At 72.0% G+C, this 19146-nt stretch carries 18 protein-coding genes; 12 read left to right on the top strand and 6 right to left on the bottom strand.

The annotated features are described in order from the left end of the window. Positions 1-86 precede the first annotated feature (86 nt). Both uvrA and RGI145_RS08720 read left to right on the top strand, forming a co-directional pair. Positions 87-3083, top strand: coding sequence for an excinuclease ABC subunit UvrA (gene uvrA / locus RGI145_RS08715; protein WP_237183249.1), 2997 nt, complete (start codon positions 87-89; stop codon positions 3081-3083). An 84-nt stretch (positions 3084-3167) separates the two neighbouring features. Continuing rightward, on the top strand, positions 3168-3932 hold the full coding sequence (locus tag RGI145_RS08720) for an SDR family oxidoreductase (protein ID WP_075798045.1): 765 nt from the start codon (positions 3168-3170) through the stop codon (positions 3930-3932). A gap of 12 nt (positions 3933-3944) precedes the next feature. On the opposite strand, the gene RGI145_RS08725 is transcribed toward RGI145_RS08720, so the two are convergent. Further along, complete coding sequence (locus RGI145_RS08725) at positions 3945-4766, bottom strand: phytoene/squalene synthase family protein (protein WP_075798046.1); 822 nt, start codon at positions 4764-4766, stop codon at positions 3945-3947. A 98-nt stretch (positions 4767-4864) separates the two neighbouring features. Here RGI145_RS08725 and RGI145_RS08730 point away from each other — a divergent pair, with 98 nt between their 5' ends. Further along, positions 4865-5500, top strand: a complete 636-nt coding sequence (locus RGI145_RS08730; protein ID WP_027282434.1) for a superoxide dismutase — start codon at positions 4865-4867, stop codon at positions 5498-5500. 119 nt (positions 5501-5619) lie between these two features. Here RGI145_RS08730 and yajC read toward each other — a convergent pair whose 3' ends face one another. Beyond that, a complete protein-coding gene (gene yajC, locus RGI145_RS08735) occupies positions 5620-5970 on the bottom strand; it encodes a preprotein translocase subunit YajC (protein WP_075798047.1) in 351 nt (116 codons plus the stop codon). A gap of 128 nt (positions 5971-6098) precedes the next feature. Here yajC and RGI145_RS08740 point away from each other — a divergent pair, with 128 nt between their 5' ends. The 3 genes from RGI145_RS08740 to RGI145_RS25010 all read left to right on the top strand — a co-directional run bounded on the left by RGI145_RS08740 (position 6099) and on the right by RGI145_RS25010 (position 8261). Further along, positions 6099-6956: an ATP-binding protein gene (locus RGI145_RS08740; RefSeq protein WP_075798048.1), complete on the top strand. Its 858-nt coding sequence runs from the start codon at positions 6099-6101 to the stop codon at positions 6954-6956. 74 nt (positions 6957-7030) lie between these two features. Then, positions 7031-7963, top strand: coding sequence for an MBL fold metallo-hydrolase (locus RGI145_RS08745; RefSeq protein WP_083670571.1), 933 nt, complete (start codon positions 7031-7033; stop codon positions 7961-7963). Positions 7964-8021: 58 nt separating this feature from the next. Next, positions 8022-8261 (top strand): hypothetical protein, encoded by a 240-nt coding sequence (locus RGI145_RS25010; RefSeq protein WP_156878482.1) that lies wholly within the window; start codon positions 8022-8024, stop codon positions 8259-8261. A gap of 242 nt (positions 8262-8503) precedes the next feature. Here the strand turns inward: RGI145_RS25010 and RGI145_RS08750 are convergent, their stop codons facing one another. Further along, a complete protein-coding gene (locus RGI145_RS08750) occupies positions 8504-9007 on the bottom strand; it encodes a DUF192 domain-containing protein (protein WP_075798050.1) in 504 nt (167 codons plus the stop codon). A gap of 210 nt (positions 9008-9217) precedes the next feature. Between RGI145_RS08750 and RGI145_RS08755 the strand changes: the two genes are divergently transcribed. Genes RGI145_RS08755 through RGI145_RS08780 form a run of 6 tightly spaced genes read left to right on the top strand, consistent with a single transcriptional unit; the run spans position 9218 to position 14670 of the window. Next, on the top strand, positions 9218-9856 hold the full coding sequence (locus RGI145_RS08755) for an SRPBCC family protein (RefSeq protein ID WP_075798051.1): 639 nt from the start codon (positions 9218-9220) through the stop codon (positions 9854-9856). 28 nt (positions 9857-9884) lie between these two features. Then, the gene (locus RGI145_RS08760) at positions 9885-10808 is read left to right on the top strand and encodes an AAA family ATPase (protein WP_075798052.1); all 924 of its coding nucleotides are present in this window, start codon (positions 9885-9887) and stop codon (positions 10806-10808) included. After that, positions 10795-11997 carry a vWA domain-containing protein gene (locus RGI145_RS08765; protein WP_075798053.1) on the top strand — a complete coding sequence of 401 codons (1203 nt, stop codon included), beginning with the start codon at positions 10795-10797 and terminating at the stop codon, positions 11995-11997. The genes RGI145_RS08760 and RGI145_RS08765 overlap by 14 nt, the downstream gene beginning before the upstream one ends. After that, entirely contained in the window at positions 11994-12338 is a 345-nt protein-coding gene (locus RGI145_RS08770; RefSeq protein ID WP_075798054.1) for an XdhC family protein, read from the top strand. The genes RGI145_RS08765 and RGI145_RS08770 overlap by 4 nt, the downstream gene beginning before the upstream one ends. Further along, positions 12335-13042: an XdhC family protein gene (locus RGI145_RS08775; protein WP_075798055.1), complete on the top strand. Its 708-nt coding sequence runs from the start codon at positions 12335-12337 to the stop codon at positions 13040-13042. The genes RGI145_RS08770 and RGI145_RS08775 overlap by 4 nt, the downstream gene beginning before the upstream one ends. Beyond that, positions 13039-14670 (top strand): NTP transferase domain-containing protein, encoded by a 1632-nt coding sequence (locus RGI145_RS08780; RefSeq protein WP_075798056.1) that lies wholly within the window; start codon positions 13039-13041, stop codon positions 14668-14670. Before RGI145_RS08775 ends, RGI145_RS08780 begins: the two co-directional genes overlap by 4 nt. A gap of 361 nt (positions 14671-15031) precedes the next feature. On the opposite strand, the gene RGI145_RS08785 is transcribed toward RGI145_RS08780, so the two are convergent. From RGI145_RS08785 to RGI145_RS08795, 3 genes are read right to left on the bottom strand one after another with little or no spacing between them, the layout of a single operon-like run. Next, a complete protein-coding gene (locus tag RGI145_RS08785) occupies positions 15032-16531 on the bottom strand; it encodes a M81 family metallopeptidase (protein WP_075798057.1) in 1500 nt (499 codons plus the stop codon). Between the two features lie 5 nt (positions 16532-16536). Then, on the bottom strand, positions 16537-17787 hold the full coding sequence (locus RGI145_RS08790) for a Zn-dependent hydrolase (RefSeq protein ID WP_075798058.1): 1251 nt from the start codon (positions 17785-17787) through the stop codon (positions 16537-16539). Then, positions 17784-19088, bottom strand: coding sequence for an ArgE/DapE family deacylase (locus tag RGI145_RS08795; RefSeq protein WP_075798059.1), 1305 nt, complete (start codon positions 19086-19088; stop codon positions 17784-17786). The genes RGI145_RS08790 and RGI145_RS08795 overlap by 4 nt, the downstream gene beginning before the upstream one ends. Positions 19089-19146 lie beyond the last annotated feature (58 nt).

The raw sequence follows: 19146 nt of genomic DNA on the forward strand, positions 1-19146 counted from the left end.
ACAGTCTTCCTCCCCGGTCCCCCTCCCGGACCCGCCGTCCCGGCCGCCGCACCGCCTCCGGCCAGGACACAGCCCAGGACACCAGCATGGCCGCCTCCCGCGACACCGACCTCGCCACTGCCGATGCCGCCACCGCCGCCCCCTCCCGGGCGGGCGTGACGAAGCCGTCCGGCGCGCCGGGTTCCAGGGAAGGCCATGGCGAGGGCCACGCCGCGTTCAGGCCGGTACAGGGCCCGGCCATCCGGGTCCGGGGCGCGCGGCAGCACAACCTCAAGAATGTCGACCTCGACATCCCGAAGGACACGCTGACGGTCATCACCGGCCTGTCCGGCTCGGGGAAGTCCTCGCTCGCCTTCGACACAATCTATGCCGAGGGGCAGCGGCGCTATGTGGAGAGCCTGTCGGCCTATGCCCGGCAGTTCCTCCAGCTCATGGGCAAGCCGGACGTGGACAGCATCGAGGGACTGTCCCCGGCCATCTCGATCGAACAGAAGACCACCTCGCACAACCCGCGCTCCACGGTCGGCACGGTCACCGAGATCCACGACTACATGCGCCTGCTCTGGGCGCGGGTCGGCGTGCCCTATTCCCCCGCGACCGGCCTGCCGATCGAGGCGCAGACCGTCTCCATGATGGTGGACCGGGTGCTCGGCATGGGCGAGGGCAAGCGCCTGCTGATCCTGGCGCCCATCGCCCGCGGCAAGAAGGGCGAGTGGAAGAAGGAACTGGCCGAGCTCCAGCGCCGCGGCTTCGAGCGCGCCAAGATCAACGGCACCCTCTACCGGCTGGAGGAGGCGCCGAACCTCGACAAGAAGCGCAAGCACGACATCGAGGCCGTGGTGGACCGCATCGTGGTCCGCCCCGGCATGGAGAGCCGCCTCGCCGACAGCTTCGAGACGGCGCTGGGCCTGGCCGACGGCGTCGCCTATGCGGAGGATGCCGACAGCGGCGAGCGCACCGTCTTCTCCTCCCGCTTCGCCTGCCCGGAGAGCGGCTTCACCATCGAGGAGATCGAGCCCCGGCTCTTCTCCTTCAACTCGCCCCAGGGTGCCTGCCCGGTCTGTGACGGGCTGGGCACGGAGAGCTATTTCGACCCCGCCCTGGTGGTGCCCGACGACCTGCGCCCGTTGGCCGAGGGGGCCGTGGCGCCCTGGGCCGGCGGCTCCTCCTCGGCCTATTATGACCAGACGCTGGAAAGCCTGGCGAAGCACTTCAAGGTCTCGATGAAGACCCCCTGGACCGAGCTTCCGGCCGCCGTGCGCAAGGGCATCCTGCACGGCACGGGCGGCGAGGTGGTGACGCTCCGCTACAAGGACGGGCTGCGCGCCTACGAGGTGAAGAAGCCCTTCGAGGGCGTCCTCCCCAACCTGGAGCGCCGCCTGCGCGAGACGGACAACCCCTGGGTGCGGGAGGACCTGGAGCGCTACAAGGCCGACCGCCCCTGCAAGGCCTGCCAGGGCGCGCGCCTGAAGCCCGAGGCTCTGGCGGTGAAGGTCGCCGGCCTCCACATCGCCCAGGCCAGCGAGCTGTCGATCCGCAAGGCCATGGAATGGTTCGCCAATGTGCACGGCACCCTGACCGTGCAGCGCCAGGAGATCGCCGGCCGCATCCTGCGCGAGATCAACGAGCGCCTGCGCTTCCTGGTGGATGTGGGGCTGGACTATCTCAGCCTTTCCCGCTCCTCCGCGACCCTTTCGGGCGGCGAGAGCCAGCGCATCCGCCTCGCCTCGCAGATCGGCTCCGGCCTGACCGGCGTGCTCTACGTGCTGGACGAGCCTTCGATCGGCCTGCACCAGCGGGACAACGAGCGCCTGCTCACCACGCTGCGGCGGCTGCGCGACCTCGGCAACACCGTGCTGGTGGTGGAGCATGACGAGGACGCCATCCGCGCCGCCGACCATCTGATCGATATCGGCCCGGCCGCCGGCAAGGGCGGCGGCAACGTCATCGCCCAGGGCACGCCCGAGGAGGTCGCGGCCAACCCCGACAGTGTCACCGGAGCCTATCTCTCCGGCCGCCAGCGCATCGAGGCGCCCGCCGAGCGCCGCCGGCCCGACCCGGAGAAGATGCTCCGGGTCGTCGGCGCGCGCGGCAACAACCTGAAGGACGTGAGCGCCGAGATCCCGCTCGGCACCTTCACCTGCGTCACCGGCGTTTCCGGCGGCGGCAAGTCCACGCTGGTGATCGAGACGCTCTACAAGGCCGTGGCGCGGCGCCTGATGGGTTCCGGCACCGTCCCCGCCCCGCACGACCGGATCGAGGGTCTGGAATACCTCGACAAGATCATCGATATCGACCAGTCCCCGATCGGCCGCACGCCCCGCTCCAACCCGGCCACCTATACCGGCCTCTTCGCGCCGATCCGGGACTGGTTCTCGGAACTGCCGGAGTCCCGGGCGCGCGGCTACAAGCCGGGCCGCTTCTCCTTCAACGTGAAGGGCGGCCGCTGCGAGGCCTGCCAGGGCGACGGCGTGCTCAAGATCGAGATGCACTTCCTGCCGGACGTCTACGTCACCTGCGACACCTGCAAGGGCAAGCGCTACAACCGTGAGACGCTGGAGGTCCGCTTCCGCGACAAGTCCATCGCCGACGTTCTGGAAATGACGGTGGACGAGGGCTGCGAGTTCTTCTCCGCCGTGCCCGCCATCCGCGACAAGCTGGTGGTGCTGCGCGAGGTCGGCCTCGGCTACATCCATCTCGGCCAGCAGGCGACGACGCTCTCGGGCGGCGAGGCGCAGCGCATCAAGCTGGCCAAGGAACTGTCCCGCCGCGCCACCGGCCGCACCCTCTACATCCTCGACGAGCCGACCACCGGCCTGCATTTCGAGGATGTGCGCAAGCTGCTGGAACTGCTCCAGGCACTGGTGAAGCAGGGCAACACGGTGCTGGTGATCGAGCACAACCTGGAGGTCATCAAGACCGCCGACTGGCTGCTCGATCTCGGGCCCGAGGGTGGCGAGGGCGGCGGCCGCATCGTCGCGGAGGGCACGCCGGAACAGGTCGCGGCCAACCCGGACAGCCACACGGGCCACTTCCTGGCGCCCCTGCTGCCGGCGCCGAAGGCGAAGCGCAAGCGGGCCTGACCCCCCGACTCCGCGCCACCTGTTCCCAGGCGGCGCGCGGCGGCCCCACACTCCTTTCCGTTCAACAGAGGGAGGGAGAGCGGGATGGCAGGCAGGCTGGCTGGCCAGGTGGCCTGGGTGACGGGGGCCGGCAGCGGCATCGGTAAGGCGGCGGCCCTCGCCCTGGCGGAAGAAGGGGCCGAGATCCTCCTCACCGGCAGGCGGCCGGCGCCGCTGGAGGATGTCGCCAGCCGTATCCGCGCCTCGGGCGGCAAGGCGGAGGTCCAGGCTGCGGACCTGACCGACCCCGTGGCCGTGGAACGGGTGGGACAGGCCATCCAGGCCCGTGGCGGGGCGCTCGACATCCTGGTGAACAATGCCGGGCTCAACATCACCGAACGCGACTGGGGCCGGCTGACCCCTGCCGGGGCACAATCGGTGATCGCGGCCAATCTCGGCAGCGCCTTCTACTGCGTGACCGTGGCCCTGCCCTTTCTGCGGGCACGGGGCGGCGGGGTACTGATCCACACCGCCTCCTTCGCCGGGCGCTTCGTCAGCCCGCTCAGCGGCCCGGCCTATACCGCCGCCAAGCACGGGGTCGTGGCGATGAGCCACAGCCTGAACATGGAGGAATGCATCCACGGCATCCGCTCCACGGTGATCTGCCCCGGCGAGGTCGCCACCCCCATCCTCGACAAGCGGCCCCGGCCCGTCAGCGCCGAGGAGCGTGCCCGCATGGTGCAGCCGGAGGATTGCGGCGACCTGATCCGCTACGTCGCCTGCCTGCCGCCGCATGTGGTGCTGAACGAGGTGTTGATCAGCCCCTGCTGGAACCGCTCCTACGTGGCCCAGCTCCAGCGCGGCGTCTGAACCGGCCCCGTCCTAGACCCGCCCGCGCAGCCCGGCCCAGGCCACCGCGAGCCGGTCCAAGCCGCCGCGCGGCCCGGGCGCCTGGGCAAGGTCCGCCCCGCCGGCGATCCGCCCCAGGTCCCGCCGCGCCAGGACCAGCGGCAGGGCGGCGGCGATAGCCGTCTTCGGCAGGCCTCGCAGGGCTGCCCGCGCCTGCTCCAGAACCGGGAGGGCCTCCGCCGCCAGCCGCCGTGCTACCGCGATCACGGCGGGGGCATCGGGTGCGATGCCCTCGGCCTCGCCACCCGCCTCGGCCAGCATCTCCACCGGCAGCAGGTTGCGCCCCTGCCGCGCCTGGAGAGGCAGGGTCCGCAGCACCCCGGCCAGCCCATAGCCGGCGCCCGCCGATTGCAGCGCCGGCAGCAGGGCCGGCGGCGCCCCCAGCAGCCGCCCCGCCGCCACGGAGAACCCCCCGGCCGAGCCGCGCAGATAGCTCTCGAAGGCGCCCCGGCTCTCGATCTCCTCGGCCTCGGCCTCCCGCGCATCCACCATCGCCTGGAGATCCGCCGCATCCAGCACCCCGGCGGTGACGAGCGCGTGCAGCGGCCCCGCCACCTCGTGCCGCCGCGCCGGCCGGCCCGCCGCCATCTCGTCCAGCGAATCGCGCCACCATTGCAGGCGGATCAGCGCCATCATCGGCTGGCTCGCCACCTCGCGGGCGCGGGCGAGCTCGTTGTTGAAGGCGATCAGCGTGAACAGCGCCTCGCGCTTCTCCGGCGGCGCGAAGAGCGCGCAAAGGAAGCGATCCGGGTCGCTGCGGCGCGCGATCGCGCCGATCTCCGACAATTCAGCCATCGGCCGCCTTCTGGCGCCGCAAAGCCCGCCCCGCAAGGTTGACGCCTCACGGGGAGCCGCCCACCTTCCCGCCGGTTTCAACATTGGGGAGACCTCTCATGGCCTTCAGCCTTCCGCCTCTGCCCTATGATCCCGGCGCGCTCGCCGCCCGCGGCATGTGCCAGGAGACGCTGGAGCTGCATCACGGCAAGCACCACCAGGCCTATGTCACCGCCCTGAACGGCCTCATCGAGAGCAAGGGCCTCGCCGGCAAGAGCCTGGAAGAGATCGTCGCCCAGGCCGGCAAGGGCGGCGCCGACAGCCAGCCCGTGCTGAACCAGGCCGGCCAGCACTGGAACCACATCCTGTTCTGGCAGGTGATGTCGCCCGATGGCGGCGGCGACAAGCTGCCGGGCGCGCTGCAGACGAAGATCGACAGCGACCTCGGCGGCCTGCAGAAGTTCAAGGACGACTTCAAGGCGGCCGGCGTCGGCCAGTTCGGCTCCGGCTGGGCCTGGCTGATCCAGGATGCCTCGGGCAAGCTGAAGATCACCAAGACCCCGAACGGCGCCAACCCGATCTCCACCGGCGAGGGTACGCCCCTGCTCGGCGTGGATGTCTGGGAGCACTCCTACTACCTGGACTTCCGCAACCGCCGCCCGGACTACCTGTCCAACTTCCTCGACAAGCTGGTGAACTGGGAATTCGTCGCCAGCCTGCTCGACAAGGGCCTGAAGTCCGGCCAGTCGGCCTGACCCGCGTCCGGGCGGCCCTGATGGCGCTGCCCGGAAACAGGAAAAGGGGGAACGCCATCGCTGGCGCTCCCCCTTTTTCACGTCCGCTCCGGAGGCCTGGCCCCCGGGTGGCTCCCGCCTCAGCCCTTGGCCACGGCGGTGTCGTTGGCTGCGGTGGGCCGCACCACGCTGCCGATCGTGCCGCGCAGCACGTTGACGCGGACATTGGGGGCGATCTCGACCTCCACCTCGTCCGTGCCTTCCTTGACCTTGGTGATCACGCCCACGATGCCGCCCGCGGTCACGACGCGGTCATTCCGCTTCAGCGACTGGAGCATGTTGCGGTGGTCCTTGGCCTTGCGCTGCTGGGGGCGGATCAGCAGGAAGTAGAAGACCACGAAGATCAGCAGCATCGGGGCGAGCTGCATCACGATTCCGGCGGCGCCGGAACTCCCGGCGATGTCTTGCGCGTAGGCGGTGGAGACGAGCATGAGGGTTGGAGTTTCCCGGCTTGCGATGGATGGGGGCGGAACCTAGCCTTCACCCCCCGCCCGTCAACCCATCCTTGCGGGCCGACCCCATCATCACTGTCCTTCGCAGCAAAACGAGTCCCGTCCAAGTGTCCGAACTTCTGCCGGCCCTGCTCCGGATCGCCGAGGCGCTGGAGCGCCTGGCCCCCGCCTCCCCCGCCCCGCCCGCGCTGGAAGGCGCCGATGCCTTCGTCTGGCACCCCTCCCCCGAGCCGCGCCTCGCCCCCGTGCCCAGCGTGGCCGCGGTCGATGCCTCCCTCCTCCAGGGCGTCGAGGCGCAGAAGGCGCTGCTGCTGGAGAACACCGGCCGCTTCGCCCGGGGGTTGCCCGCCAACAACGCCATGCTCTGGGGCGCCCGGGGCATGGGCAAGTCCTCGCTGGTCAAGGCCGCCCATGCCGCCGCGAACCGGGAAAGGCCGGGCAGCCTGGTGCTGATCGAGATCCAGCGGGAGGACATCCGCACCCTGCCGGATCTGCTGAACATCCTGCGCGCCCAGCCGCGCCGCTGCCTGGTCTTCTGCGACGACCTCTCCTTCGAGCGAGAGGACGCGGACTACAAGGCGCTGAAATCCGTGCTCGACGGCGGCATCGAGGGGCGCCCGGCCAATGTGCTCTTCTACGCCACCTCCAACCGCCGGCACCTGATGCCGCGCGACATGATCGAGAACGAGCGCTCCACCGCGATCAACCCGGCCGAGGCGGTGGAGGAGAAGGTCAGCCTGTCCGACCGCTTCGGCCTCTGGATCGGCTTCCACAACTGCGACCAGCCGACCTTCCTGGCCATGGTGGACGGCTATGCCGAGGCGCTGGGTCTCGACCTGCCGCGCGAGGAGCTGCACGCCCAGGCCAAGGAGTGGCAGGTCACGCGCGGCAGCCGCTCGGGCCGCGTCGCCTGGCAGTTTGTCACCGACCTTGCCGGCCGCCTGGGGCACGCCCTGCCGGCATGACCGCGCCAGGGGATGTCCCGGAAGACCCGCGTGGTGACGGTCCGCCCCCGGGATTGCCCCGAGGGGCGCAGCGGGTGAAGGGGCGCTTCCTCAACCCCGATGGCACGCGCGCCGGGCAGTCGCGGGGCGCGCTCTGGCGCCTGTCGCGCGAGCCCGCCGGACCGCCCTGGCCGGAACGGGTCGAGGACCCGCCGCAGCCGCCCCCGGCCGAGCCGCCGTCCGGCCATGTGGCGGTCACCTTCATCGGCCACAGCAGCTTCCTGCTGCGTTTCGCCGGCGGCCCGACCCTGCTGACCGATCCCGTCTGGAGCGAGCGTTGCAGCCCCTTCGCCTTCGCCGGGCCGAAGCGGGTCCGTCCCCCGGCGATCCCGCTGGAGAAGCTACCACCGGTCGATGCGGTGCTGCTCAGCCACAACCACTACGACCACATGGACCTGCCGACCCTGCGCCGGCTGAGCCCCGTGCCGATCGTCACGGGGCTGGGCAACGGCGCCTATCTGGCCCGCAAGGGCGTGCCAGGGGCGGTGGAACTCGACTGGTGGCAGGAAACACCGCTGCCCGGCGGGGCCACGGCCACCTACCTGCCGATGAAACATTTCTCCGCCCGTACACCGTTCGACGGCGGGCGGATGCTCTGGGGCGGCTTCGCGGTGCGGACGAGGGAAGGCCGGCGGCTGATCTTCTGCGGCGACACCGCCTATGGCCCGCATCTGGCCGAGATCGGCGCCCGGCTGGGACCCTTCGCCGTCGGGCTGGTCCCGATCGGTGCCTTCGTGCCTCGCTGGTTCATGCACGTGGTGCATGTGGACCCGACGGAGGCCGTCCAGGCCCGCTCTGACCTGCGGATCGGAACGGCCATCGCCATGCATTTCGGCACATTCCGCCTGACGCGGGAGACTTTCGATGCGCCCGTGAAGGGCATGGAGGCTGCCCGCGCAGCCTCCGGCCTGCCGGAATCGGCCTTCCGCGTTCCCGCTTTCGGCGAAACCCTGATCCTGCCCCTCTGACCTCGCGCGCCCCGATTCAGTGCTTCGGTTCAGCGCACCGGTTCAGCGCACTGGGCCGGTGCCCGGGCCGCCTCGGGCGGAGGAACCGCTACCCGATTCGTCTCGCGGCGTCGCACCGGGCTGGGATGGCGTCACCGCCGGACTTTGGGCACTGCCATGCCCGATCCGGCTGCTGCCGCTGCCGGAATTGTCGCGCGGGGTGGAGCCGCCGCGGGGCGGCGTCACCGCCGGGCTGCTGGCGGTGCCCTTCCCCACGCTGCTGCTGCCGCTGTTCGAGGTGTCGCGCGGGGTGGACTGAGCCCAGGTGGGCGCTGCCAGCAGCGGCGCGGCCATCAGGCCCAGGATCGCGAAGGTGGCGAGGTTTCGGCGCAAGCGGGCTTCTCCTTGCAGGGGGCCGCCACATCCACCCCGCATGGGGCCCCGGTGCGGCGGCTCTCGTTCCGGCGGACCATGACGGCCGGCCTGTGCGGGGCCAACGGCGCCGGGGCGGAAAGGTTTGCGTCCCCCCGCTCCCGCTCCCGCTCCCGGTCCCGGCCCGTCTCAGCCGTTGCCGAAGATGCGCTGCTCCACCTTGTCGCCCACGCGGATACCCAGGCGCTCGGCGGTCCCGGCCGCCAGTTCCAGCGTCGCCCGGACCGGGCCATTGCTCTGGATGACCGCTTCGCTGCGCGGCACCGTGCGCTCGGCGATGCGGTCGACGGTGCCGTCCTGCTTGATGAAGATCATGTCGAGCGAGGTGATGGTGTTGCGCATCCACATGCCGCTCTGCATCGGCCGTCCCCAGTCGAACAGCATCCCGCCATCCGGCGCCACGCGCTGGCGGAACATCAGCCCGATGCGCTGCTGCTCGGTATCGGTGGCCATCTCCACGTTGAAGACATGGCGCTTGCCGTCACGGGTGATGATCGTCAGCGGCTCGGCCGGCAGCGGCCGCTGCGGCCCCTGCTGTGCCCCGGCCGGCCGCGCGGCCAGGGCCGGCAGCACGGCCAGCGAGCCGAGCAGGAGGGAGGTCACCTGGCGGCGGCGCATCGCTTTCGGGTCCATGGGGTCTGCATTCCATCCAGTAGAAAGATATGTGGGAAATATTCCCACACAACAGATTGCCGGCTTTGCCGCTCTACACCAAGACCAGGGCCGCCGAAATCCGGACGGATTCCGTCCCGCCCCCCGTCTTCCCCCTCCGGGACCCGCCCCCTAGGCTGTGCCGCGATCAAGCTTCCGACCTGCAGTGATTCCCGCGATGGAGACGCCCAAATGGAAATGACCGGTGAACGGCGGATCGAGGCGCCGCGCCAACGGGTCTGGGATGCCCTGAACGACCCGGAGGCGCTGAAGGCCGCGATCCCCGGCTGCGAGTCGCTGGAGCGGACGCCGGAGGGCGGCTACACCGCCCGCGTCGCGGTGCGCATCGGCCCGATGGCGGCGAAGTTCAGCGGCAAGGTCAGCCTGACCAACATCAACGCCCCGGAATCCTACACCATCAGCGGCGAGGGCAATGGCGGCGCCATGGGCTTCGCCAAGGGCGGCGCCGATGTGAAGCTGGAGGAGGTGACCGACGCCGTCACCCTGCTGCGCTATGCCGTGAAGGCGCAGGTCGGCGGCAAGATGGCCCAACTCGGCGCCCGGCTGGTGGACAGCACCGCCAAGCAGATGGCCGACCAGTTCTTCGACCGCTTCGCCGCCAATATCGGCGTGCCGGAGCCCGAGGAGGTGGCCGCCAGCGCCGCCGCCACTCCCGTCGAATCCCCCATTCCCAAGGCCGCCGACAGCGCCGTGAGCGGCCTGGCCCTTGTACGCGCCATGATGCCGCGCGAATTCCTGGGGCAGAGCATGGTCTTCTGGGGCGGGCTGGTCGTCTGGCTCCTGATGATGGCGCTGATCTTCCTCGGCTGAGGTTTCCCCATACCGTGATATCCGCGACGTGAGCGGCGAGAACCAATCCCCCCATCTTCCGGGCAGCGTGGCCGAGACCCGCCGGCTTCTGGCCGAGGGCGGCTATGTCGCCGATGCCGCCCTGGCGACCTCGGTGCATCTCGCCCTGCGGATGGGCCGGCCGCTGTTCCTGGAAGGCGAGCCCGGCACAGGCAAGACGGAGATCGCCAAGGTCCTGGCCGCGCGCCTGCCGCGCCGGCTGGTGCGGCTGCAATGCTATGACGGGCTCGACCTGAATGCCGCGGCCTATGAGTGGGATCACGCCAAGCAGCTGATGGCGATCCGGCTCGCCGAGGCCGCCGGCGGCGCGGGCGATGCGGCGGCGCTGGAACGCGGCCTCTACGACCGCCGCTTCCTGCAGGAACGGCCCCTGCTCTCCGCCCTGGAAGGCAGCCCGGCCGTGCTGCTGATCGACGAGCTGGACCGCGCCGACGAGCCCTTCGAGGCCTTCCTGCTGGAGATCCTGGCCGACAACCAGATCACCGTGCCGGAGCTGGGTACGATCCGCGCCCAGGTGCCGCCGGTGGTGATCATGACCTCCAACCGGACGCGGGAGGTGCATGACGCCATCCGGCGCCGCTGCCTTTACCACTGGGTGGACTATCCCGACGCGGCGCGGGAGCTTGAGATCCTGGAGGCCCGCGCCCCCGGCCTCTCGGAGCGCCTGTCGCGCGAGGTCGTGGGCTTCGTGCAGGCGCTGCGGCGCGGCCCGGACTGGTTCAAGCTGCCCGGCGTGGCGGAAACCATCGACTGGGCCCGCGCCCTCGCCGCCCTCGGCGCGCGGGAGCTGGAACCCGCTTTGGTCGAGGAGACGCTCGGCGTCCTGCTCAAGTACCAGGACGACATCGCCCGGCTGCGCGGCGAGGAGGCGGCGCAATTGCTGGCGGAGGCCAGGTCAGGTGCGGGGGCCTGAGCCCGAAGGGGGGGCGCCCTCGGGCGCGCGGTTCGCCGGCAACCTGATCGGCTTCGCCCGGCTGCTGCGGCGCGCCGGGCTGCCGGTTGGCCCGGCGGAAAGCCTGGCCGCCGCCGAAGCCCTGGCGATCACCGGGATCGCCGAGCGCGACACGGTGCGCGCCGCACTGCGCGCCACGCTGCTGCACGCCCATGACCATCACGAGGTCTTTGACGGCGCCTTCGACCTCTGGTGGCGCGCCCCCGGCCTGCCTTTGAGCGGCGGGGACAGCGGCGCCGAGGCCACGGAGCGCCTGCCCGCCGCCCGGCGCCTCGCCGAGGCGCTGGCGGCGAACCGCGATCCTTCGGGCGGGGAGCGGGAGGAGAAGCCGGAGGAGGCCAGCCTCTCGGTCAGTGCCTCGGAGCGGCTCGGCCAGCTCGATTTCGAGGCGATGAGCGCCGAGGAGATCGCCGCCGCGAAGCGGGAGATCCGCCGCCTCGCCCTGCCGCTCGCCGCCCGGCCGACGCGGCGCTTCCGGCCCGATCCGCACGGGCCGCGCAGCGACCTGCGCGCCACGGTGCGGGCCAGCCTGCGCCGGGGCGGCGAGATCCTGGCCATCGAGCGCCGCCGGAGGGTGGAGCGGCCGCCACCGCTGGTGGCGATCTGCGACATCTCCGGCTCCATGGCGCGCTATGCCCAGGTGCTGGTGCATTTCCTCCATGCCGTGACCAATGACCGCGACCGGGTCCATACCTTCCTCTTCGGCACGCGGCTGACCAATGTGACGCGGCAGCTCCGCCACCGCGATCCGGAGGTCGCCTTCCAGATGGTCGGCCGCGCCGCGCCGGACTGGTCCGGCGGCACGCGGATCGGCGAGGCGCTGGAGCATTTCAACCGCGACTGGGCGCGGCGCGTGCTGGGCCAGGGCGCGGTGGTGCTACTGATCACCGACGGGCTGGACCGCGCCGGAGGCGAGGGGCTGGGCGAGGCGGCGGAGCGCCTGGCGCATTCCTGCCGCCGGCTGATCTGGCTGAATCCGCTGTTGCGCTACGCGGGCTTCCAACCCAGGTCTCAGGGCATCCGGGCGCTGCTGCCGCATGTCCACGAGCATCGCCCGGTGCACAATCTCGACAGCCTGCGCGCGCTGGTGGAGGCGCTTTCCGCCCCCGGCGGCTTGCCCCGCAAGGCTGCGTCAAGGAGGCCCGCATGAGCGATACCCCCACGGAGAACCCCGTGACGGGCGAGGACATCCTGGCCGCCGCCGATGCCTGGCGCCGGGAAGGCGAGGAGGTGGCCCTGGCCACGGTGGTGGAGACCTGGGGCTCCTCGCCCCGCCCGCCCGGCTCGCGCCTCGCCGTCAGCGGCTCCGGCCGCCTCGCCGGCTCCGTGTCCGGCGGCTGCATTGAGGGCGCGGTGGCCGAGGTGGCGCAGGCGGTGATGCGCGACGGCCAGCCGCAACTGCTGGATTTCGGCATCTCCGACGAGCGCGCCTGGGAGGTCGGCCTCGCCTGCGGCGGCAAGCTCAAGGTCTTCGTGGAGAAGCTGGCTTGAGAACCGAGGTCTTCGCGCGGCTGCGCGCCGCCCAGGCGGAAAAGCGCCCCGTCACCCTGCTGACGCGCCTGCCGGACGGGGCGCAGCGCCTCTGGGGCGCCGGCGAGGATGCGGAGGACACCCCGCCCGAACTGGCCGAGGCCGCCCGCGCGGCGCTGGCCGGGGATGCGGCGCGGAGCGTCGAGCTGGGGGGCGAGACCTGGTTCGTCCATCCGCACAACCCGCCGCTGCGGCTGATCCTGGTGGGCGCGGTGCATATCGCCCAGGCGCTCGTGCCGATGGCGGTGGCGGCGGGCTTCGCCGTGGCGGTGGTGGACCCGCGCCGCGCCTTCGCCACGGAGGAGCGCTTCGCCAGGGGGGCCACGCTGATCCATGAATGGCCTGACGACGCCATGGCCCTGCTCGGCCCGGACCCCCGCAGCGCCGTGGTGACGCTGACCCATGACCCGAAATTCGACGATGCCGCGTTGGACGCCGCGCTGCGCAGCGAGGCCTTCTACATCGGCGCCCTGGGCAGCCGCCGCACCCATGGGAAGCGCCTCGCCCGGCTGGCCGAGCTGGGCCATGGCGAGGCCGCCCTGGCCCGCATCCACGCGCCGGTCGGGCTGAACATCGGCGCCGTCACCGCGCCGGAGATCGCGGTCTCCATCCTGGCGGAGATCGTGGCGGTGCGCCGTGGCGCCGCGCTCGGGCGGAGGACGTGATCTTCGGCCCCACCCCGCTGGCGGAAGCGCTGGGCGCCGTCCTGGCCCATACCCACCGGCTGCCGGGGCGCGTGCTGAAGAAGGGCACGGTGCTGGACGCGGCCGCCCTGGCCGCCCTGTCGGAAGCCGGGGAGCGCGAGGTCATCGCCGCCCGGCTGGAGCCCGGCGACGTGGCCGAGGACGAGGCCGCCGGCCGGCTGGCCGAGGCGCTGCTGCGGCCCGGCCTCACCCGCTCCCGCGCGGCGACCGGGCGGGTGAACCTCTTCGCCGGGGTGCCGGGGGTGCTGGCGCTGGACGTGGCGCTGATCGACCGGCTGAACGCGCTGGACGAGAGCCTGACCCTGGCCACGCAGCCGGCCTTCGCGCCCCTGTCGGCGCGGGAGATGGCGGCCACCATCAAGGTCATTCCCTTCGCCGTGCCCGGCGCCGTGCTGGAGGAGGCCGAGGCCCTCGCCCGGGCGGGGCATGCCCTGTCCTTCCATCCCTATCGCCCCTTCCGGGCCGGGCTGGTGATGAGCAGCCTGCCGGGCATGAAGGAGAGCATCCTCGCCGGCACGCTGGAGGCGACGCGCGCCCGGGTGGAGGCGGTGGGCGGCGAGCTGCTGCCCGCCGAGCAGGTGCCCCATGAGGAGGCCGCCATCGCCGGGGCCCTGCACCGGCTGCGGGCGGCGGGCGCCGAGCTGCTGATGGTGATCGGCGCCTCCGCCGTGGTGGACCGGCGCGATGTCGGCCCCGCCGCCATCACCCGCGCGGGGGGTGGGATCGAGCATTTCGGCATGCCGGTGGACCCGGGCAACCTGCTCTGCCTGGGGCGCCTGGAGGGGCTTCCGGCCCTGGTCCTGCCCGGCTGCGCCCGCAGCCCGGCGCTGAACGGCTTCGACTGGGTGCTCCAGCGCCTGGCCGCCGGCATTCCCGTCACCGGGCGCGACATCCAGCGGCTGGGCGCGGGCGGGCTGCTGATGGAGATCGAGACCCGCCCCCTGCCCCGCGCCGCCGCCGGGCGGGCCGAGCCTTCCCCCCGCCCCGGCCATCGCCCGGTGGCCGCGCTGGTGCTGGCCGCCGGGCTGTCGCGCCGCATGGGGCCGGTGAACAAGCTGCTGGCCGAGGATGCCGCCGGGCGGCCCATGATCGCCCGCACGGTGGACCATGTCCTGGCCAGCCGGGCCGAGCCGGTGATCGTGGTGACCGGCCATGAGCGCGAGCGCGTCGAGGCCGCGCTGGCCGGGCGCCCCGTGCGCTTCGTGCATGCGGCGGACCATGCCGAGGGGCTTTCCGCCTCGCTCCGCGCCGGGCTGGGGGCGGTGCCGGAGGAATGCGAGGGTGCGCTGGTCTGCCTCGGCGACATGCCGCTGGTCGGGCCCGGCACGCTGGACCGCATCCTGGACGGCTTCGACCCGGCGGCGGGGCGAAGCGTGGTGCAGCCGGTCCATGAGGGGCAGCCGGGCAATCCGGTCCTCTGGGGGCGGGAGTTCTTCGCCGAGATCGGTGCCCTGACCGGCGACCGCGGGGCGCGCGGGCTGCTGGCCCGCCATGCCGCCCATCTCGCCGCCGTCCCCGTGACCGAGGATTCCGTGCTGCGCGACTTCGACACGCCGGAGGCTCTGGCACGGCTGGCCGCCCCGGCCTGACGCGGGCGGCGGAATGCCGCGATCCCTGGGGGCGGGAGGGTCCGGGTCGGTTGCCGGGGCCTGACCGGGTGGCCGGGTGCGGAGCAGGCCGCTGGATGGGCTCCTTTAGGGCTTTAGCATTTTAGGATTTTAGGACTTTATCCGCCCCGCTGGGTGCCGCTCGCACCCTCTCCCTGCCGGGGAAGGCAACGGCGCCCATGACATGGCGGTGGTGACATGGCGGTGAAGCCTTGCCCGGGCGCGGCGGATCGGTGATTATATTCCTATGCCACGGGCCTGGCCGGATGGCAAGCATGGCTTCGGAAACCCAGCCTCCGCCCGATGCCTCCCGGAAGGGGATGACCCCTTCCGGGAAGGCCGTTCAGCCCGTCACCGCATTCGCGCCCGGCTTCAGCCGCACACCGGGGCGGATGTGGCGGAACGGCAGGGTGGAGGGGTCGGCCACCACCGGCCCTGGCGCCACCGCCACCAGGACGCGCCCGGCGATGGGCTGGAAATCCGCGCGGAAATGCACGCTGGATTTCAGCGCCAGGATGCGTTCCCGCGCCGGGTCGATGCCGAAATGCCGGATCAGCATCTGGTCCAGCGCCTGCATCTTGCGGCTGGTGACGATCACCTTCACGCCGCCAACGGCGAGCAGGGCCGAGGGGCCGAGATCGACCCGGTTCCCCTTGGCCATCGGCCCGGTGCAGGTGAAGCGCCCGTCCGAGAGGCGGGTCACCACCCCGGTCACCTCTGCCGGGGCGCCATCGGTCTTGCCGCCGAGGGCGAGGGTGACGGTGGCCCCCTCGCCCGCCGCATGCAGCGCCGCGGCGCTCCCGGCATCGTTGATCAGCGCGACGGTGGCGTCCCGCGCGTCCTGGCGCACCAGTTCCCGCAGCAGCCCGGTCGTGTCGCCATGGCCGCCGCCGCCGGGATTGTCCTGCGTGTCGGCGATCACCACGGGGCCCTTGACCTCCCGCGACAGGCGGATGGCGGTGGCGACGGCCTCGGCGGCATCGAGCAGGTCGGGCACGAAATCCGCCTCCCGCCGCGCCAGATCGGCGAGGAAGCCCTCGGCGGCATCGTCCGCCGCCTCCTGGCTTTCGGCATAGGCGGCGACGGCCATGCCGCAATCGGCGAAATCGGCATAGGGGAAGCCGAAGCAGAAGCCGAGCTCCACCACGCCCTGCGTCATGGCCTCCAGCCGCGCCCGCTCCGCCATCACATCGGCCATGGGCGAGACCAGCGTGCATTGCCCGGTGATCGGGGTCCAGTAATCCGCCTGCCGGAAGCTCTTCGCGAAGGGCGCGCCGCGTTCGATGCGGCGGAGCAGCAGCTCCACCGTCCGGGCGCCGCATTCCGCGCCGTCCACATGCGGATAGGTACGGTAGGGCACGAGGATATCGCTGTGCGCCACCATGGCGGCGGTCAGGTTGGCATGCGGGTCCAGGCTGGCGCCGATCGGGATGTCGCCGGCCACGGCGCGGAAGCGGCGCAGCAGCTCGCCCTCCGCATCGCCGAAACCCTCCGCCACCATGGCGCCGTGCAGCTCCAGGTAGATCGCGTCGAGCGGCCCCTGCGCCATGGCCTCCTGCAGATCGTGCAGCAGCAGCGCCGCCATGCGCTCGAAGGCCTCGGCCGTGACGGGGCCGGAGGGGCCGGTGGTGGCCCAGCTCAGCGGCGCCACGGCGATGCCCTTCGCCTCGGCCGCGCGGATGGCGCCGGCGGCGGGGAAGCTGGTCGGGCGGATCACGTCCAGCATCGCGGCGGGCCGCAGCAGCGGCGGCGCCCCGCCCGGTGCCAGGAAGTCGGCCCAGGTGGCGGGGCGCGGGGCGAAGGAATGGCTTTCGTGCTGGAAGCCGCCGATGGCGATGCGCATGGCCCTCAGCCCCTCGCCACGCCGGCCGTGGCGAGCACCGCGTCGGCCAGGACGCTGGCCCCGGCCTCGGCCCATTCCGACGTGATGCTCTCTTCCTCGTTGTGGCTGATGCCGCCATGGCAGGGCACCCAGATGAAGCCGGTCGGCAGCTTCTGCGCCACATAGACCGCGTCATGGCCGATGCCGGTCGCCATGTCCTTGTGGCGATAGCCGCGCCGCCGGGCGGCCTCGCGCAGCCGATCCGCCAGTTCCGGGGCGAAGGGGGTGTGCGGCGAGTACCAGAAGTCCGTCACCTCGACCTCGACGCCGCGCTGTGCCGCCACCTCGGCGCCACGGGCCTTCAGCGCGTCGGCCATGGCCTTCAGCGCCGCCGGGTCGCCATGGCGCATGTCCACGCTGAACCAGGTCTCGGAGGGCACGACGTTGCGCGAGGAGGGCGTGACCTTCACCACGCCCACCGTGCCGCGCCCGTCGGCCCCGGCGGCCAGCGCGATCTCCTCCACCGCCTGCATGAGGATGGCGGCCGCGACGAGGGAGTCGCGCCGCCCCTGCATCTGGCCCCCGCCATGCGAGTCGGCGCCGCGCACCGTCACCTCCAGCCAGTGCTGCGCCAGGGCATGGGTCACGATGGCGAGGTCCACCCCCTCCCGCTCCAGCACCGGCCCCTGCTCGATATGCAGCTCGAAATAGGCACCGAGCTTCTGCAGGTCGGCGGGATCGGCCTCGCCCTTCCAGCCGATGGCCTCCAGCGCGTCGCCGAAGCGGGCGCCCTCGGCATCGCGCTTGTCCAGGATCTCCTGCTCCGTGAAGATCCCCATGGCCGCGCCGCTGCCCATCATCGGCGGCGAGAAGCGGGCGCCTTCCTCGTTGGTCCAGTTGACCAGCACGACCGGCGCCTCGGTCTCGATGCCGGCCTCGTCGAGCGCCCGCATCACCTCCAGCCCGGCCAGCACGCCCAGCACGCCGTCGAACTTGCCGCCGGTCGGCTGGGTGTCGAGATGCGAGCCCATGGCCACGGCGGGCCGCGACGGGTCCCTGCCCTCCCGCCGCAGCACCATGTTGCCCAGCCGGTCGGTGGTGACGGTGAGGCCGATCGCCTCCCCCCAGCGGGCCAGCAGCTTGCGCCCCTCGCCATCCTCGGCGGTCAGGGTCTGGCGGTTGCAGCCGCCCTTCGCCGTGCCGCCGATCCGCGCCATCTCCATCAGCGAGTCCCAGAGCCGCGCGCCGGAGATGAGAAGGTTGCTGCTGGCACTCATGCGCGGGCTCCTGGCGCGAGGGGTTCGACGCCGCACCACTCGGCCATGGTCAGGGCGATGGTGCGGGTGATGTCGTGCATGCTGGCGAGGCCGACGCTCTCGTCGATGCCGTGGATGTCCTGTGCGTCGGGGCCGAAGACCGCCGAGGGCGTGCCCTGGTAGAGGGTGAAGAAGCGCCCGTCGGTCAGCCCGGAGGCGGCATAGTGGCGCAGTTCCTCGCCCGCCGAAGCCGCGTAATGCCGCTTGGCGAGGCGCACGATGTCGCTCTGCATGTCGAAGACGCAGCCTTCGGCATGGAAGCCCTTGAATTCCAGCTTCACCTGCGCGCCGCGCAGCCGCGTGTCGGCGGCGAGCTTTGCCACCAGCGCCTCGATATCCGCCTTCGCCTGCGCTGCCGGATAGCCGACCATGACGCCGACCCGCAGCCCGATCCGCGCCCGCGTCGGCACGGAGGAGTTCCACTCCCCGCCCTCGAAGCTGCCGAGATTGACGTTCACCGGGTGGTTCACGCCGTGGAAGGAGGCGTGCACGCGCTCGGCGCGGTTCATCTCCGCCTCGTACTCCTTGAAGCCGGCGGCGATGATCCCGGCGGCCTCGATGGCATTCACGCCGGCATGCATCTCCCGCACATGGGTCGGGCGGCCGGTGACGGTGACCCAGGCCCAGATCACGCCGACCTCGGCGGAATAGACGGCGGCGAAGCCAGGGCCGGGCTCCGGGATGATCACGGCATCCGTGCGCGGCAGGGCCAGCATGGCGGCGAGCGCGCCGTTGCCGGTGCATTCCTCCTCGATCACCGCCTGCATCTGCACCTCGGCGGCGGGCTGCACGCCGGCCCGGCGCAGCGCCTCGAAGGCGGTGAGGTAGGAGACGATCCCGGCCTTCATGTCACCGGCGCCGCGCCCGTACATCCGCCCGTTCCGCACCGACGGCTCATAGGGCGGCGTGACCCACAGGTCCGCCGCGCCTTCCGGCACCACGTCCACATGGCCCTGCAAGGCGAGGCTGCGGCCGCGCCGTTCGCGCGGGGTGAAGACCGCCACGACATTGTCGCGCCCGTCATAGGGGATCAGCGGCGGCGAGAATCCGGGATGGTCCTTCAGGGCCGCCGGATCGGTGGGCACGCGGCGCGGGGCGAGGCCCAGCGCCTCGAAGTTGCGGGCCATCTCGTCGAGGGCACCCTGCTCCTGGCCCAGCGTGGAGGGGCAGCGCACGAGGCGCGCCAGACGCTCGACGGAATCCGCTTCCAGCGAGGCGGTGGCGTCCAGGATCGCGCGGCGGAGGCCGGGATCGAGCGTCATGGCCGGCGCCCCTGTCCGAGGGAGAGGGATGCGGCGGTGCCGCCGTCCTGGGTCTTGG

It is taken from the genome of Roseomonas gilardii, from assembly GCF_001941945.1.
Classification (GTDB): Bacteria; Pseudomonadota; Alphaproteobacteria; order Acetobacterales; family Acetobacteraceae; genus Roseomonas.

Coding starts and splice junctions, on each gene's coding strand:
- uvrA (WP_237183249.1), top strand. CDS start 87: ATGGCCGCCTCCCGCGACACCGACCTCGCCACTGCCGATGCCGCCACC.
- RGI145_RS08720 (WP_075798045.1), top strand. CDS start 3,168: ATGGCAGGCAGGCTGGCTGGCCAGGTGGCCTGGGTGACGGGGGCCGGC.
- RGI145_RS08725 (WP_075798046.1), bottom strand. CDS start 4,766: ATGGCTGAATTGTCGGAGATCGGCGCGATCGCGCGCCGCAGCGACCCG.
- RGI145_RS08730 (WP_027282434.1), top strand. CDS start 4,865: ATGGCCTTCAGCCTTCCGCCTCTGCCCTATGATCCCGGCGCGCTCGCC.
- yajC (WP_075798047.1), bottom strand. CDS start 5,970: ATGCTCGTCTCCACCGCCTACGCGCAAGACATCGCCGGGAGTTCCGGC.
- RGI145_RS08750 (WP_075798050.1), bottom strand. CDS start 9,007: ATGGACCCGAAAGCGATGCGCCGCCGCCAGGTGACCTCCCTCCTGCTC.
- RGI145_RS08755 (WP_075798051.1), top strand. CDS start 9,218: ATGGAAATGACCGGTGAACGGCGGATCGAGGCGCCGCGCCAACGGGTC.
- RGI145_RS08770 (WP_075798054.1), top strand. CDS start 11,994: ATGAGCGATACCCCCACGGAGAACCCCGTGACGGGCGAGGACATCCTG.
- RGI145_RS08785 (WP_075798057.1), bottom strand. CDS start 16,531: ATGCGCATCGCCATCGGCGGCTTCCAGCACGAAAGCCATTCCTTCGCC.
- RGI145_RS08790 (WP_075798058.1), bottom strand. CDS start 17,787: ATGAGTGCCAGCAGCAACCTTCTCATCTCCGGCGCGCGGCTCTGGGAC.
- RGI145_RS08795 (WP_075798059.1), bottom strand. CDS start 19,088: ATGACGCTCGATCCCGGCCTCCGCCGCGCGATCCTGGACGCCACCGCC.